The organism is Xylella taiwanensis, from assembly GCF_013177435.1.
GTDB classification, from domain to species: domain Bacteria; phylum Pseudomonadota; class Gammaproteobacteria; order Xanthomonadales; family Xanthomonadaceae; genus Xylella; species Xylella taiwanensis.
The window spans coordinates 354,148-370,455 of the sequence record NZ_CP053627.1 but is presented as its reverse complement, the minus strand read 5'-3'; the positions used below and the strand labels follow the sequence as shown (position 1 = coordinate 370,455).

Below are 16,308 nucleotides of genomic sequence, written 5' to 3'. Positions count from 1 at the left end.
GCTCATTTCCTGATGTGTGCCAGCCCCCCAGCAAAGAAGGCGCACTTGGCTTCGATCTTGGCCAATCCGATCTTCTGTGCGGCACTGGGGGCATGGGTGCGTTTGCGGTACTTGGGATGGCTCAAGGCGCGTTCCAGATGCGCGGCGGGCTTGGTTTCGGGCAGGCCGTTGATCTGTTCAGGGGATTCAACAGCGGCACATATGGCTGCCAGTGCAACGTGTGCCGATAGCCAGCCTGATGCAATGCGCGTCAGGATCGATACATCGCTAAACAGCAGCGCCTCAAATTCATGCAGCTGGATATAAGGAATGAAGCGCCCCGGTGGGCAGTCCGCGACCGCGATGGCGTATCTCAGGAGCTGTTCCAGCAAGCAGTGATCCGGTGTGCCATCGGTGTTGACAGGCGTTGCGTACCATAACGGCCGGATGTTCAGTTTCAATAGCCGGGCTTCCTTAGAGGACACGTTCTGCCGCCGTGGCCGGTTCATTCAACAGGGCAAAGTGATCCGGAATTTCAAAGGCTGCTTCATCTACCACGTGCTTGAACAAATCGAGCGTTTTGTCTTGCTCCATGCTGCATCCCAAGAAAAGTAGCGAATGGCTGATGAAGATCTGCCGCAGCGCACGGGGGAGCTGGTTCTGGAAGGCGAAGGGTTCGCCATACGCGGCCTGGTATTGCGCCTGGGTGAACACATGGGTGTTGTCCTGTCCCGCGTCGCCGTGCCGCTTGAGGATGCAACGTTCGCCACGCAACAACCGCTGCACGAAGTTATGGCCCGCCTGAGTGCCATGCATGTAGCCATCCAGCGGCTGCCCCCGTTCACGAAACAGATCTTCAATGACCGTATCGACATTGGTAGTGACGATGCAGCCGTTGGCAAGCTCGGTGAGCAAGCGAACAGGCCCGACAATCGCACCGCGTTGGCGAAACTCGGTTTTGATGAAATGTGTGACATGCTCGGCGGCGGCATCATGTAAGACCTGCGCGGCTTGCAGATCGTCGTATCGCGCCATCAGGGGCTCAATGTCCTGGATGTCCTGTACCTCCAAACCATCGAGCTTTGGGGCGATGTTGCGCAGCGCCTCGCCCCACATCGTGTCACCACAGGCTTTGGAGAGCCCCGCGCCCACGAACGGCGCGATCCGCCTCAGGCGCATCGCATTCACCAGATCAGAGAAGACGCCGCGCTGATCAGAGGAGGTGATGCAGGTGATGGCCGCCTGGTGTTGGTTGATTTCGCGCTGTTCTTCCCAGTGTCTCAGCTCATCCAGGTAGGTCTCTCGCTCCACCCAGTACAGCGCTTCACTGACCTTCACGAAATACTCGTGTTCCGGGTCACGCAGGCTCTTGAAAGATAGTGGCGGCGCTTCATCCAGAACTGCGTTGAATGCTTCATTCGATGAGTACGCCGCCTGCAACGCTTCTTCGACCTTGTCCACGATCAACGTGTTGTCGCGCAGCGCCTTGATATCCATCATCCAGCTCCCGCGGCGTCCACAAGGGCCGTCACAGGCAACTCACCGGAGAGGAGTTTGGGGAGCAGGGTGTCGCGGAGTACTAGCAGCGCTTGATTCTCTGAAGTTAAGTGCTCAATGTGCTCATAGCATGGTCTGGATTTTTCTGAAAAATGCACTATTAGTCGTTCGTCAGGACAAGGAAACTTCCAGCCGATGATTGCATCCTTATCTCCGCGAGGCATCTTAGCGCCCTTGGCTGTGCGTGTTATGAACTCAAAAAATGCATCTTGGTACATCAAGCTATACAGAAACTCAGACCATCGGAGATCTACCGGCGCAAAAGCCAATACATCGGGAGATCTTCCGCCATTAAAGCGTGCCAACCAAATCTTCTTGAAGTAAGGCCGAATATTCGAAACGAGAACTTGGCCTTTAGTAAAGCTCGGCACGGTCGCTGTGGAAGGAAGTGAGGTTGCGCGAGTGATGCCTGCTCTATCATTAAGCATGTTTTCGGTGGAAACGTAGATCCCTTCATTCAGAGAGGCAACATCAACTTTCCCGTTCGCAAATTGCGCAACATCACCGAGGGACTTGAGCATCCACCCCTTCGGAATCTCCCCCAACGCCGCTGCTTCCATCGCATCAGGGAACAGCGCGGCAGTGGCGGCGAGTTGTTTGTATTGTTCGGGCGGCAGCGCGTCGAGGGTGGCGTCACCCTTGCCGCTGATGGCACTCATGGCAGCACACAGCGGGTCACGGCCCTCTTGAATAGCGGCGATTTTGGCTTTGACCGGGTCGAAATCGACAAACCACGATGTGAAGATCGCTTGCGCCATGGCTTCGAGGGTTTGACAAATATCTCGATTCAACGTGATCTTGCATTCAATAGCATCCAGTGTGCGCTGAATGGAGAGGCGATTAGATGTTGGCTCGGGAACAGTAAAGGAAAGAAAATCGCTTCGACTTAGCGATAGGTTCGTAGTTCCCATGCCGCGTGCTCGGCAATAATCCCTGTATTCAGGGGTCCTCAAAATCCAATATAGATATGAGCGATCAATCATCTCGTTTTTGAATACAAGCCTCACTGTATCTTGAGTCAATCTTCCAACAGTGATGAAATTTGGAACACGAGCTACCGAGCCCAGAAGGTCCCCCGACTGGGTAACATCCTTCAAGGAAACGTAGATGTCTCCTGGGTATATTAGGAGCCTGGCTGGACTTTCGCCTCCATAGGTTCGGAGCTTGTCTGGTCTAAATCCGCCATCGCACTCAATGGATGCGAGGCCAAGAAGTACTGGGCCAGGTGTATCCAGAAGTGCGCTTTGGTAAGTATTTCCACGTTGCAGATCAACGAAGTCACCGACAATGGCTGCATTCCAATCAAACGCCATACCCCAACCCCGCCAAGTTCTTCTTGATCTCCCCCTCCAGCTTGGCACTCTCAGCAAACTGTTCCGCTAACTGCGCTGTCAAGCGCGCCATTTTGTCGGCAAAGGGTTCTCCGTCGTCTTCTTGTGCCGCTGCACCCACATAGCGACCTGGCGTCAGCACATGGCCGTGTTTGCGGATGTCGTCCAGTGTGGCGGCGTAGCAGAAACCGGGGACGTCGGCGTAATTCGTGCCCTGTTGCCAGGCGTGGAAGGTGGTGGCGATCTTGTTGATGTCGTCCAGGGTGAAGTCACGCAGGACACGATCTTTCATGTAGCCCAGTGAGCGGGCATCAATAAATAAGTACTGGCCGCGCCGGTTGCGTTTTTTCTTATCGAGGTTGAAGCCGTTGGCTTTGTCTTTGGTGAGGAACCAGATGCAGGCGGGAATCTGGGTGTTGGTGAACAGTTGGCCGGGCAGGGCCACCATGCATTCGACGTGATCGTGTTCGACCAGTTGCTTGCGGATTTCACCTTCGTTGTTGGTATTGCTGCTCATGGAACCATTGGCGAGCAGCAGTGCCATGCTGCCGGTGGGGGCCAGGTGGTAGAGCATGTGTTGCAGCCAGGCAAAATTGGCATTGCTGTGTGGCGGTTTGCCGGCGATCCAGCGTGGATCGTTATCCAGTTTCTCGCTCCACCATTCCTTCATGTTGAAGGGGGGGTTGGACATGACGTAGTCGGCGCGTAGGTCGGGGTGTAAGTCGTTCAGCAGGGTGTCGCCGGGGTGCTTGCCGAAGTTGAAGTCCAGGCCGCGGATGGCCATGTTCATGGCGGCCAGTTTCCAGGTGGTGGGGTTGCTCTCTTGGCCGTAAATGCTGATCTGGCCGGTTTTGGGGTTGGTGATTTTGCCGCTGTGCTGGGTGATGAAGTGTTCGCTCTGCACGAAGAAGCCGCCCGAGCCCATCGCGGGGTCGTACACGCGGCCTTTGAAGGGCTGCAACATGTCCACGATTAGGGTGACGATGCTCTTGGGGGTGTAGTACTGGCCACCCTTTTTGCCTTCGGCGAGGGCGAATTGGCCGAGGAAGTATTCGTAGACGTGGCCGAGGATGTCGTTGCTCTTCAGGTCCAGTGTGTGGCCGCGGTAGGTGGGTTGGCTGAAGTAGGTGTCGGAGAAGTGGACGATCAGGTCGGCCAGTTTGTGGCTGTCGATCTGGGTGCGGGCGAAGTCTTTGTTGAGCACGTTTTTGAGTTTGACGTTCTCGCGTTCAACAGCCTCCATGGCGTTGTCGATCAGCCAGCCGACGGTGCGCATTTTGTCCGGCTCCATGACGCGTTCACCGGCTGCGTTGTGCACGTAGCGGCCATCGCTGTCGCGCTTGGGCACTGTCCACGGCAGTTCGCTGCCAGGGGGCAATGGGGCGAAATTGCGCAAGGTGTGCCAGCGGGCCTCAATGGGCACCCAGAAGACGTTTTTCGCGATGTAGTAGTCACGGACCTCCAGTTCCGCGGCCAGGTTTTGTTCGTACTCTGGTGTGCCTGCGCCGCCGTAGGCGTCAGGGTCCATGTAGTAGTCATGTTCGGGGTTTTGGAATTGCTGGCGTAGTGTTTGCTGCCGTTCTTCAAAGGCATCGGAGACGTATTTCAAAAAGATCAAGCCCAGGACGACGTGTTTATAGACGGAAGCATCCAGGGAGGAGCGCAGTTTGTCGGCAGCGGTCCAGAGTTTTTTTTCGAAGTCGTTGAGAAACTGTTGTTCGATGGGGTTCATGCGGTGGCTTCAGGGGCGAGGAGCAAGGCGCAGGCGGTGTGGTAGCCGTTTGGCTGCTGCGTGTGTCAGAGGATGCGGGTGTCAGTGGGGAGTGCCTCGTGATGCAGCGGTCGCTGTGGCGGGGGCATGGATGGATGGGGTGCGGTGTGTAAGTCGTATTGCTGGGCGTATTTCAGTACGAGGATTTCGACGATGGAGGCGACCGAGCGGCGTTCATGTGCTGCGGCCAAGCGCAACAGGTGTTTGATCTCGACGGAGGTGCGAATGGACAGGGTTTCGGCTTTCAGGCGTGACATGGTGGCGTCTTGTCGATGGGGTGCGGCCAATGTACTGCCTGTTGCGCTCTTTGGAGTATGTGCTGTAGGGGATGTGTTGGTCACATGGCTACCGTCCACCTCGCAACAGAAGGTGGTTGCCGAAGTCCGCAGGCTTACGCAGCACCCCCCAACAACACGCGGGAATCGGCGCGATCGGGCAAGAAAAAAGGCCAACAGCACACGGTTGACCTTTTGATATTGGTGGCCGGGGAGGGAATCGAACCCCCGACACGGGGATTTTCAGTCCCCTGCTCTACCAACTGAGCTACCCGGCCCTTACCAAGCACAGCTGCGCTGTAAGGAGGGCGACTATACCGACCCAGACCTACAAGGAGCAAGTCTTGTGATACCCACGATGACATAGCCGCCAACACACTGGTGCAGAGACAAACACTCAATGCAGGCGCTGACGCGGGAGCATAGAGGCAACAATAGGAACACGTGCGCCTGCATTTTTTTGTGTCATGCACTGCTCGACTTGTGCACGATAAGGCTGAGGACTTGCAACCATGCACTGACTCAATGAGGTCAATCGCATTCACGTGCATCGTGTTCTTCATGAAGTCACTGCCGTAGCCGATGCATCCCAGGTTGCAGTAGATGTTGGTGAGCACCCGCCAGAACAACCAGGTAGACAAGTCGTCAGTTGCGTTATTCAGTCGTGCAGATTCTTAAGTCAGTCAACATCGCTAAACACCAGAAAAATTCACAATCAACACATCGCAAGCATTCGATGTGCGCTGCCTCGATCACAACACCAATCGATATTTGCTCTCTCCGAAAAAAAACCTGAGCCGCTGTCCATCAAACCATGACGATGGATAACAAGAGCGTCGTAAGGCTTGTGCAGCACTTGCCTAACACGCAACCAGCCCGGAGATGACAGGCTCCGGGCTGGTTGAGATGACAACGTACAATTGAGGATCACACCGCCACAGTCTGGTCCACATCTCGATAATCTTGGATCTGATCGAAGTTCATGTAGCGGTATATTTCCGCACGCTTAGTGTCGATCACACCGATGTCCGCCATGTATTCTTCCTTGGTCGGAATTTTGCCCAGGCGTGAGCAGATCGCCGCCAATTCTGCAGAACCGAGATAAACATTGGTATTCCGACCCAAGCGATTCGGGAAGTTACGCGTCGAGGTCGAGAATACAGTGGCACCCTCACGCGCTTGCGCCTGATTGCCCATGCACAGTGAACACCCGGGCATCTCCATACGCGCGCCAGCATTACCAAAGGTGCCGTAGTGGCCTTCCTTGGTCAGCTCCGAGGCGTCCATTTTGGTGGGTGGAGCAACCCACAGCCGGGTTGGGATATCACGCTGACCTTCCAACAGTTTAGCCGCTGCCCGGAAGTGACCAATGTTAGTCATGCATGAGCCGATAAAGACCTCGTCAATGTTCGCACCTGCGACATCGGACAAGGTTTTCACATCGTCCGGATCATTCGGGCAAGCCACAATAGGCTCATGAATTTCAGCCAGGTCGATCTCGATGATCGCGGCGTACTCAGCATCGGTATCCGGTTCGATCAATTGCGGATCAGCCAACCATGCTTCCATCTTCTTCATGCGGCGCGCCAAGGAACGCGCATCGGCATAACCTTGGGCAATCATCCATTTGAGCAACGTGATATTGCTATTGAGATACTCGATGATCGGTTCCTTATTCAAACGGACGGTGCAACCCGCTGCCGAACGTTCTGCCGAGGCATCAGACAATTCGAAGGCCTGTTCCACCTTCAAATTGGGCAACCCTTCGATTTCGAGAATACGCCCAGAGAAAATGTTCTTCTTGCCCTGTTTCGCCACAGTCAATAAGCCTTGTTTGATGGCGTATAAGGGAATCGCGTTGACCAGATCACGTAGCGTCACACCCGGTTGCATCTGCCCTTTGAAGCGCACCAGTACTGATTCGGGCATATCCAGCGGCATCACGCCGGTGGCTGCCGCGAAAGCAACCAGACCAGAACCAGCAGGAAACGAGAGCCCAATCGGGAAACGTGTATGTGAATCACCGCCAGTACCGACGGTATCAGGCAACAGCATGCGATTGAGCCAGCTATGAATCACGCCATCACCAGGACGCAGCGCGATGCCGCCGCGGGTGGAGATGAATTCCGGCAAGGTGTGGTGAGTGTTTACATCGACCGGCTTCGGATAGGCGGCGGTGTGACAGAAGGACTGCATCACCAAATCAGCTGAGAACCCCAGGCACGCCAGATCTTTCAACTCGTCACGTGTCATAGGGCCGGTCGTATCCTGTGAACCGACCGAGGTCATGTTTGGTTCGCAGTATGTGCCAGGACGCATCCCCTGCTGCTTGCCATTCACTTCGGGAAGGCCACAGGCGCGGCCCACCATCTTCTGCGCTAACGAGAAACCGCGGCCAGTCTCCGGCGGATTGACCGGTAAGCGGAACAGGCTGGTCGGTTCCAACTGCAACGCCTCACGGGCCTTGGAGGTCAGGCCACGGCCAATGATCAGCGGGATACGACCACCAGCACGCACCTCGTCCAATAACACCTCCGATTTCAACGCAAATTCAGCAATCACTACGCCGTTCTTCAGCACTTGCCCCTCGTAGGGATATAACTCGATCACGTCGCCATGTTCCATCTTCGATACATCCAGCTCGATCGGCAATGCACCAGCATCTTCCATGGTGTTGTAGAAGATCGGCGCGATCTTCGAGCCTAAGCACACGCCTCCGAAACGTTTGTTCGGAATGTACGGAATGTCCTCACCAGTCCACCACAGCACCGAGTTAGTTGCCGACTTCCGACTGGAACCCGTGCCAACGACATCACCGACATAGGCCACTAAATGTCCCTTCTGCTTCAACGACAACATCTCCTGAATCGGACCACGTTTACCCTCTTCTTCCGGCACGAACGGCGCTCCCTCGCGCTTGTTCTTCAGCATCGCCAACGCATGCATTGGGATATCCGGGCGGGTGGTCGCATCCGGTGCCGGCGACAAATCATCGGTATTGGTTTCACCAGGGACTTTGAACACGGTGACGGTCAGGCGCTGCGGCACTTCCGGCCTGCTCGTGAACCACTCAGCCGCCGCCCAACTTTCCAGGACTGCGCGAGCATTGATGTTGCCCTGCTCTGCCTTCTCCTGCACATCATGGAAAGCATCGAACACCAGTAAAGTGTGCTTCAACCCTTCAGCCGCCACCTGACCCAATTCGGCATGATCGAGCAAGTCAAGCAACGGTTGGATGTTATATCCCCCCAGCATGGTGCCCAATAATTCGGTGGCGCGCTGTGGCGTGAACAGCGGCGTCACTTCTGTGCCAAAGGCAACCGCCGCCAGGTAAGAGGCTTTAACTTTAGCAGCATCATCAACCCCGCCCGGGACACGGTGGCTGATGAGATCGAGGAGGAAATCTGCTTCACCCGCCGGTGGGACTTTAAGCAGCTCGATGACATCTGCCGTCTGCTGCGCACTCAGTGGCAATGGTGGAATGCCAAGCGCGGCGCGCTCAGCGACGTGGTGTCGATAGGCTTCCAACATAGACAACTCTCCGCATGAATATAGGATGGACAACAGTGGATGGAGACGCTCAAGCGCGTGGCACGATCAGCTTCATACCCTTGAAGTAGTCACGATAAAACGTATCGTTCCAAGTCATCAGACCGTCGCACTGCAACAACGCATGCGCGCCCACCAGAAAATCTTTAATGTCGTGCCCGCTGGCACCGCGCTGACGATAGCGCCGGTACATCTCGCCGGCGCGCAACGCTGCTTTAGCTTCTAATGGATGGAAGTGTACCCCCATCTCCTCAAGCACTCCCAGCACCTCAGCGCCGTCCCGCAACACAGCACTGATCTCAGCCAGTACCACATCGCACACCACAACCCGGCCACCGAGCAAACCTTGGCGCAACGCAGCCTCAACCGCATCGGCCTGCGACCGGTCAGCAAGCAATTCAACCATGACGGGGAAATCGACCGCAATCACCACCTCACCGCTTGTCCGTCTTCGTGGCTGTGCTGCTGCAATGCACCGTCTGGCCACTGGAGCCGAAGTCGTCCAGCACGAATCTGCCGCGCGCGCGCGCGATTGCATCATCCACACTCTTACGCAGAATGATCCGGGCACCGTCCAACTCGACCTTCAACAGCGTGCCCTTGGTCAAACCAAGCGCATCGCGCACTCGCTTAGGCAGAGTAATTTGACCACGCTCGGCAACAGTCGCTTCCATGATGATGAACCCCGTCAAGTATGCGGCGATTATACATACCTGTTTTCACATACCAAAACTCATCTAGACCTCAAGATTCCCGGTCACAGGTCGGCACGGACCTGCGCAGTGACATCAATGACACATGCTGAGGTGTAGTCTTAACGTATACCTAAGCACTGCAAACTCCAATCAACACCAATCCAGAGGCACTGCAAGCCGGCAACGTTCAGCAGCGCTACCAATGCAAGCCATCTAAACGCAAGGAATCATCTCAATGCGCGATGCGTTCTCCACTCATAGTCAACTACACGTCGGAAACCAGTCCTACCACTACTACAGCCTTGCCAAACTAGGTGAGCGCTGCGACATCTCGCACCTTCCTTACTCGATGAAGATCTTGCTGGAGAATCTGCTCCGCCATGAGGATGACGGCGTCACCGTCAGTACTGCGCATATCGAAGCAGTCGCCAAGTGGAATCCAAAGGCCGAGCCAGACACTGAAATCGCATTCATGCCAGCTCGTGTGGTGTTGCAGGACTTCACTGGTGTTCCCTGTGTGGTCGACTTGGCAGCAATGCGCGATGCGGCCGTCAAGCTCGGTGGTCAACCGCAGCAGATCAACCCGCAAATCCCCGCGGAACTTGTCATCGATCACTCTGTACAAGTCGACGTGTTCGGCAAGCCAGAGGCACTGGACCTTAACGGCAACATCGAGTTCCAGCGCAACAAAGAACGTTACGGTTTCTTGCGTTGGGGCCAGAAAGCATTCAACAACTTCAAGGTCGTCCCGCCAAATACCGGGATCGTCCACCAAGTCAACTTGGAACACCTCGCACGCGTGGTCATGACCGCCACGAAGGACGGCGCCACCTGGGCGTATCCAGACACCGTGTTCGGTACCGATAGCCATACCACCATGATCAACGGCATCGGTGTACTCGGTTGGGGCGTCGGTGGTATCGAAGCCGAGGCCGCGATGCTGGGTCAGCCTTCCTCGATGTTGATACCGCAAGTAGTCGGCTTCAAACTCACTGGCAAACTCCCCGAGGGTGCCACTGCCACCGATCTGGTGCTGACCATCACCCAGATGCTGCGGAAGCTCGGTGTGGTCGGCAAATTTGTCGAGTTCTACGGCGATGGTCTGGAGCATCTGCCACTCGCCGATCGGGCCACCATCGGCAACATGGCGCCAGAATATGGTGCCACCTGCGGTATCTTCCCGATCGACACAGAATCATTGAATTACCTACGCCTGTCAGGGCGCAGCGAATCGCAGATCGCACTGGTTGAAGCCTACGCAAAAGCACAGGGGCTGTGGTACACCCCAAACGCGCCGCATCCCTGTTACAGCACCACGCTGGAGCTCAACATGGATGCAGTCAAACCCTCGTTGGCCGGCCCCAAGCGTCCCCAAGACCGTGTGCTGCTGCAGGACATGCAAAATAACTACCACGAACATCTTGGGGCACTCACCACACACCGCACCGCCGCCAAAGAAAGTGACAGCGTCACGGCTAACAACAAACCAGGCATCAAGGGACAAGCCGATATCAAGCTCAACGGACAGCCACTGCAACTCAAGGATGGCGCGGTCGTCATCGCAGCGATCACTTCCTGCACCAACACCTCCAACCCGGCCGTCATGTTCGGTGCTGGCCTTCTGGCACGCAATGCCGTTGCCAAGGGACTCCATCGCCAACCCTGGGTCAAAACCTCCCTTGGCCCCGGTTCACGCGTCGTCACCGACTACCTGGAGCAGGCCGGCCTGCTCAGCGATCTGGAGAAACTCGGCTTCTACGTGGTTGGCTACGGCTGCACCACTTGTATCGGAAATTCCGGCCCGCTACCGCAAGAAGTAAGTGCGGGCATCGCTCACGGCGACCTGGTAGCCGCCTCGGTACTATCGGGAAACCGCAACTTCGAAGGCCGCATCCATCCGGAAGTCAAAATGAACTATCTGGCCAGTCCAGCACTGGTCGTGGCCTATGCCATCGCAGGCACGGTCAATATCGATCTCACCTCCGAGCCATTGGGCCATGGCAAGGATGGACAACCGGTTTACCTGCGCGACATTTGGCCAAGCAACAAACAGATTGGAGATGCGATCGCCACCACGATCGGCCCGGACATGTTCAAAAAGAACTACACCGACGTGTTCAAAGGGGACAGCCGCTGGAACACAATCGCATCACCGGATGGTGAATTGTACGCCTGGGACCCACGCTCAACCTACATCAAAAACCCGCCCTACTTCGACGACATGACGATGCAAACAGGCCGTGTCGAGGACGTTCGTGGTGCGCGCGTGCTTGGCTTGTTCGCCGATTCGATCACTACCGACCACATCTCCCCAGCCGGCAACATCAAACAGGATTCCCCCGCCGGACGCTTCCTGCAGGAACAAGGCGTACAGCCTGTGGACTTCAACAGCTACGGCAGCCGCCGTGGCAATGACGATGTCATGGTACGCGGCACCTTCGCCAACATCCGTCTCAAAAACCTCATGCTCAACGGCGAAGAAGGTGGGAACACATGGTACCAACCCAAAGCCGGCGGGCAACGCGAGAAACTGTCGATCTATGACGCCGCCATGAAGTACAAAACCGACGGTGTGCCCCTGGTGGTCATCGCCGGTAAGGAGTACGGCACGGGCTCTTCACGCGACTGGGCGGCTAAGGGAACCAAACTTCTTGGCATCAAAGCAGTGATCGCTGAGAGCTTCGAGCGTATCCACCGCTCCAATCTAGTCGGCATGGGCATACTGCCACTGCAATTTCTCGACGGCGAGAACGCGCAGACACTGGGTCTGGATGGCTCGGAAATGTTCGATGTCACTGGTTTGGAAAATGCGATCAGCAAGCACGCTACAGTAAGCGCAAAGCACTCCGATGGCCGCATCCAACAGTTTCAAGTCAAGGTGCTGTTGCTCACCCCCAAAGAAGTGGACTATTTCAAACACGGCGGACTGCTCCAGTACGTGCTACGCCATCTGCTGAACACACGCAAGCCCGCTTGAGCCAGGCACCAGCGCTTTACCAGCAACGCTACCACCTCTGCATGTGCGTTCTCCTTTCTGAAGCAAGAAGTTCGCACATGCTGGCAAAGCGGTGGTGGCGATCGCTCTGGTACCAACCAATCCTTGGAGATATCAACCGACCACACGTGTCACCGGGCAACATCCTCTACCCTTCTACCCTGGGTACACCAGTGGGAATACGGGATATCGCGTCAACATCGTCAACGTGGAGTATCAGTACCTTAAAACGCCTCCGGTCGAACAGTGCAATCCAAGAAGGTCAAAAATCGACTGAACCCATACTTGCCTAGAGCAGAAAAAGACTCATCATCAAGTCAGTCAACATGGGCGAGATGAAAATCCATTTCGAACGAAGCATCAACGTAGATAGTGTTTTCTTCCTCTTGATGATTACATTATCTACTACCTTATCTCCTGAAATTTTTTACCATTCTTGATTTTTATTTTTTTAAATCTTAACGATTATTTAAATGCATTCTGGTTGCTATTTCAAAAATTTCATTACATTACCTTCTCAAACAATAAGCAGCCATCCAAACTTGGAATACCAATTTAGGTAAGGGTGCTTGATGTATCTGAAATACAATATGGAAATGTAATTCCATCGGAATAGATTTTTTGCAGTAACACATTGATCATCTGCATATTTCAATATGCATCAATAAAGATATTCTCTTTCCATGTCGATATATCGCTATGTCATTGGAATACCAAAGATCTCTTGCATCGCAGTTCCCGCATCCGTAACGCGGTATCAACAAAAACAATGATTGAACGCATTCACCGAATTTTGTATGGAATAGCAAACGACACGCCCATCAACATACCCATTCATGCCGTCCTGCAAATGTGGGCACTCCGCAAAGCTTTCAATTCGCATTTAATCTATGGAAAAACTTGCATCCACCGAAGGCATATCGGATAAGCATTTTTCAACATGCATCATGCTGATACGCACCACTTGGACGATGAATCGTTTCTTTCCACCACACGTGCAAATGCACATCTTGATGACATCAAAAATGCATGTGATTCGTATAAATTAAGTCCATTTGATATCACGCCGTGCCATCTACCGACGCCTGCCACCGTGGCCGGCATAACCATCTACAATCTTGATCTGTCACCTACATAGCTATCATCAACCAACACCTCGCTACCACAATCACGATTGGGATGACACATCCAATACCCTTCACTTTTATTAATACAAAAAGGTATCCTGCCGCCGCCATCAGCACTCGCACTCACAATGGTGCAAACAGACATTAAGGATTCTCTGGAGGATCAATGAGTCAAACACGTCCTTGGTTACAACACTATCCATCGGGCATTCCAACAGAGATTGATGCTGACGCTTTCCGTACCATCGTTGATGTCTTTAACACATCGGTTATCAAGTATCGTGATTGTCCCGCCTATACCAACTTCGGAAAGACACTCACTTACGGCGAAATCGATCTATTGACAAAACAATTCGCCAGCTACTTGCTCAATGAGCTAAAGCTCAAAAAAGGCGAGCGAATCGCGCTGATGATGCTCAACTGTTTGCAATACCCGGTGGCGACCTTCGGCGCCTTACGCGCAGGGCTAACTGTTGTCAACGTCAACCCTCTCTACACCGCACGCGAACTCAAGCACCAATTAGTCGACGCAGGCGCCAGTGTGCTGGTAGTCATCGACAATTTCTGTACGACTGTGCAACACATCATCGCCGACACCTCCGTCAAGCAAGTCATCACGACTGGATTGGGCGACCTGCTTGGCTTTCCCAAGAGGTCATTGGTCAATTTTGCCGTCAAGCACATCAAAAAATTGGTGCCAGAATATCGACTCCCTGGCTCAATCCGCTTCCGTGAAGCACTCGCACGGGGAGGCAAGCATGCTATGCCTCCAATCCACATCGCTAGCGACGACTTAGCCTTTCTACAATACACCGGCGGCACGACTGGTACGGCCAAGGGCGCGATGCTGACCCACCGAAATATGGTCGCGAATATGCAGCAGACGTCTCATTGGCTCAACAACAATCTCAAAGAGAGCTGCGAAACGGTCATCACCGCACTGCCGCTGTATCACATCTTCGCGCTGACTGCGAACAATCTGCTGTTTATGAAGATCGGCGGTTGCAACCATCTGATCACCAATCCACGTGATATACCAGGATTCGTCAAGGAGCTGAAACGCGTCCGCTTCACTGCCATCACCGGAGTGAACACACTATTCAACAAACTCCTTAACACACCAGGAGTTGCCGAAATTGATTTCTCTTCTTTGAAAATCGCTCTGGGTGGCGGCATGGCAGTGCAACGCTCAGTCGCCGAACGCTGGAAGCAAGTCACTCATGTTCCCCTGATTGAAGCTTACGGTCTCACCGAGGCCTCACCAGGCGTATGCATCAATCCGCTGGATCTGAAGGAATATAACGGTTCAATCGGTCTGCCAATTCCCAGTACCGATGTCTGCATTAAGGATGATACCGACACCCCATTACCTACAGGTGAGATCGGTGAGCTATGCATCAAAGGTCCGCAAGTGATGAAAGGCTACTGGCAACATCCAGAAGAAACCTCAAACGTGTTCGATGCAGACGGCTGGCTGCATACTGGGGACATCGCCAAAATGGATGAACAAGGATTCTTCTACATCATCGACCGCAAGAAAGAAATAATTCTTGTATCAGGCTTCAACGTTTATCCGAACGAAATCGAGGAAGTGATCGCGATGATGCCAGGTGTCGATGAAGTCGCTGCGTTTGGAGTGCCTGACGAGAAGTATGGAGAAGTCGTTAAGGTGGTGATTGTTAAAAAGGATCCAATGCTGACCGCTGAGGAAGTGAAGGCGCATGCCTCTGCCAACCTGACCAGATACAAGTTGCCACGCATCATCGAGTTCCGCACCAAACTGCCCAAAACCGATGTCGGCAAGATTCTCCGGCACGAACTGCGGCACGCAGCCCCAACATCAACCACATAGCAACACAACTTAAAAAGTGCACACCATCTCTCCATGGATCGTCCTGATACCTGATCAGCACTTTTGGACCTCATTTATCCAATGCGCTAGCAGTGACCCAAGAAATCGAACATTGCTGGACACGCCTTCTGTCTAAGAAATCGTCATAGCGCCATTTCGGACTTTTCTAACGAAGCGCCTGAGTACAACGCTGACAATACTGAGTTGACAACATAACGGTGAGCAACCCGGTTCGACTTGGCTCTTCGGCCTGACTTGTCGCACAGGAAAGCACGATCCGTTCTCATCGCACATGGCCCACTGCATAGCAAATCAAGTAAGACGGTTTGGAATAGCCGCTGATCCTCAAAGCGTAAAGGATGCAGGCCGACGTTGCCGTGGAGCTATTGCAGCGAATGATCTATTCGACGCATCCAAACCAAGCCCATCAGCTACATTGTGATCTTGAAATCTGTAAGGGAATCACACCCTAGAAGTTTTACCAACATGCAGAATTACCATCACGGCTATTGGAGACTGAAAACAGCATGTACTCGACGATCGTCTTGAACCACTGAATGAGGTTTTCATCTACTGACCAGAACCTGATCTTTATGGGATCTTGATCTACTCACACTGGCAATAAGAAAAGCATCTTGATTGACGCTATTAACGACAAGATCAAACGTATCCAGCACATCTGCTTCATTGAGACGATGATAAAAGCTGCTTTTCCTTGAACATGGGTACGTTGCATTCCAGTAAACCCTCAGGAAAACCGAAAAAAATCTCCTCAAATGCAAGCGCATGATACAAAAACACTGAGTCCACGTTTGCCCTCATAGGTATCGCGGGCAGATATCATCTGCATGCGGAACTTTGCCAAGTCGCTCCAGGTAAACACAGCGAATACACGCCGTTGGGCACCCACGCGTTGGGGCAACATAAAACATGGACCAACTCCATTTGATCAAGTCGACAGAGACCTTGCGTGAAACCCACCGACCTAAATAACACAAGCAAAAGTCGCAACGGCTAAAAAACTTATGCCGCCTATTACCCACCATCTATATGATTGGCACATAGCAAATCATGCGTGGTCAAATTGGCAACTCACTTAGCAGTAACACGCCTAGTCAGCATGCATGGCTCTGCACCTATGCATTGGATACTTCGTTGACCTTAGATGCTATCGCGA

10 protein-coding genes and 1 tRNA gene are annotated in these 16,308 nt (G+C 53.7%); 2 read left to right on the top strand and 9 right to left on the bottom strand.

Annotation, left to right across the window (positions count from 1 at the left end; genetic code table 11):
- Positions 1 to 2: 2 nt before the first annotated feature.
- From PLS229_RS11875 to PLS229_RS01360, 9 genes are all read right to left on the bottom strand, one after another.
- Entirely contained in the window at positions 3 to 464 is a 462-nt protein-coding gene (locus tag PLS229_RS11875) for a DUF4276 family protein (protein WP_200866187.1), read from the bottom strand.
- Positions 454 to 1,479 carry an SIR2 family NAD-dependent protein deacylase gene (locus PLS229_RS01395; protein ID WP_205395222.1) on the bottom strand — a complete coding sequence of 342 codons (1,026 nt, stop codon included), beginning with the start codon at positions 1,477 to 1,479 and terminating at the stop codon, positions 454 to 456. The genes PLS229_RS11875 and PLS229_RS01395 overlap by 11 nt, the downstream gene beginning before the upstream one ends.
- Positions 1,476 to 2,849, bottom strand: a complete 1,374-nt coding sequence (locus tag PLS229_RS01390) for a restriction endonuclease subunit S (protein WP_051482285.1) — start codon at positions 2,847 to 2,849, stop codon at positions 1,476 to 1,478. The genes PLS229_RS01395 and PLS229_RS01390 overlap by 4 nt, the downstream gene beginning before the upstream one ends.
- Positions 2,839 to 4,599: a class I SAM-dependent DNA methyltransferase gene (locus tag PLS229_RS01385; RefSeq protein ID WP_038270814.1), complete on the bottom strand. Its 1,761-nt coding sequence runs from the start codon at positions 4,597 to 4,599 to the stop codon at positions 2,839 to 2,841. Before PLS229_RS01385 ends, PLS229_RS01390 begins: the two co-directional genes overlap by 11 nt.
- A gap of 65 nt (positions 4,600 to 4,664) precedes the next feature.
- On the bottom strand, positions 4,665 to 4,895 hold the full coding sequence (locus PLS229_RS01380; protein WP_069636204.1) for a hypothetical protein: 231 nt from the start codon (positions 4,893 to 4,895) through the stop codon (positions 4,665 to 4,667).
- A 220-nt stretch (positions 4,896 to 5,115) separates the two neighbouring features.
- Positions 5,116 to 5,191: transfer RNA gene (locus tag PLS229_RS01375), tRNA-Phe, on the bottom strand.
- A 649-nt stretch (positions 5,192 to 5,840) separates the two neighbouring features.
- Entirely contained in the window at positions 5,841 to 8,444 is a 2,604-nt protein-coding gene (gene acnB / locus PLS229_RS01370) for a bifunctional aconitate hydratase 2/2-methylisocitrate dehydratase (RefSeq protein ID WP_038270816.1), read from the bottom strand.
- 49 nt (positions 8,445 to 8,493) lie between these two features.
- Entirely contained in the window at positions 8,494 to 8,892 is a 399-nt protein-coding gene (locus PLS229_RS01365) for a type II toxin-antitoxin system VapC family toxin (RefSeq protein ID WP_038270867.1), read from the bottom strand.
- 4 nt (positions 8,893 to 8,896) lie between these two features.
- Positions 8,897 to 9,136 (bottom strand): AbrB/MazE/SpoVT family DNA-binding domain-containing protein, encoded by a 240-nt coding sequence (locus PLS229_RS01360; protein WP_038270817.1) that lies wholly within the window; start codon positions 9,134 to 9,136, stop codon positions 8,897 to 8,899.
- Between the two features lie 256 nt (positions 9,137 to 9,392).
- On the opposite strand from PLS229_RS01360, the gene acnA reads away from it, so the two are divergent.
- Positions 9,393 to 12,134 carry an aconitate hydratase AcnA gene (gene acnA, locus PLS229_RS01355; protein ID WP_038270818.1) on the top strand — a complete coding sequence of 914 codons (2,742 nt, stop codon included), beginning with the start codon at positions 9,393 to 9,395 and terminating at the stop codon, positions 12,132 to 12,134.
- Positions 12,135 to 13,445: 1,311 nt separating this feature from the next.
- Positions 13,446 to 15,131: a fatty acyl-CoA ligase RpfB gene (gene rpfB, locus PLS229_RS01350; RefSeq protein WP_038270820.1), complete on the top strand. Its 1,686-nt coding sequence runs from the start codon at positions 13,446 to 13,448 to the stop codon at positions 15,129 to 15,131.
- Positions 15,132 to 16,308 lie beyond the last annotated feature (1,177 nt).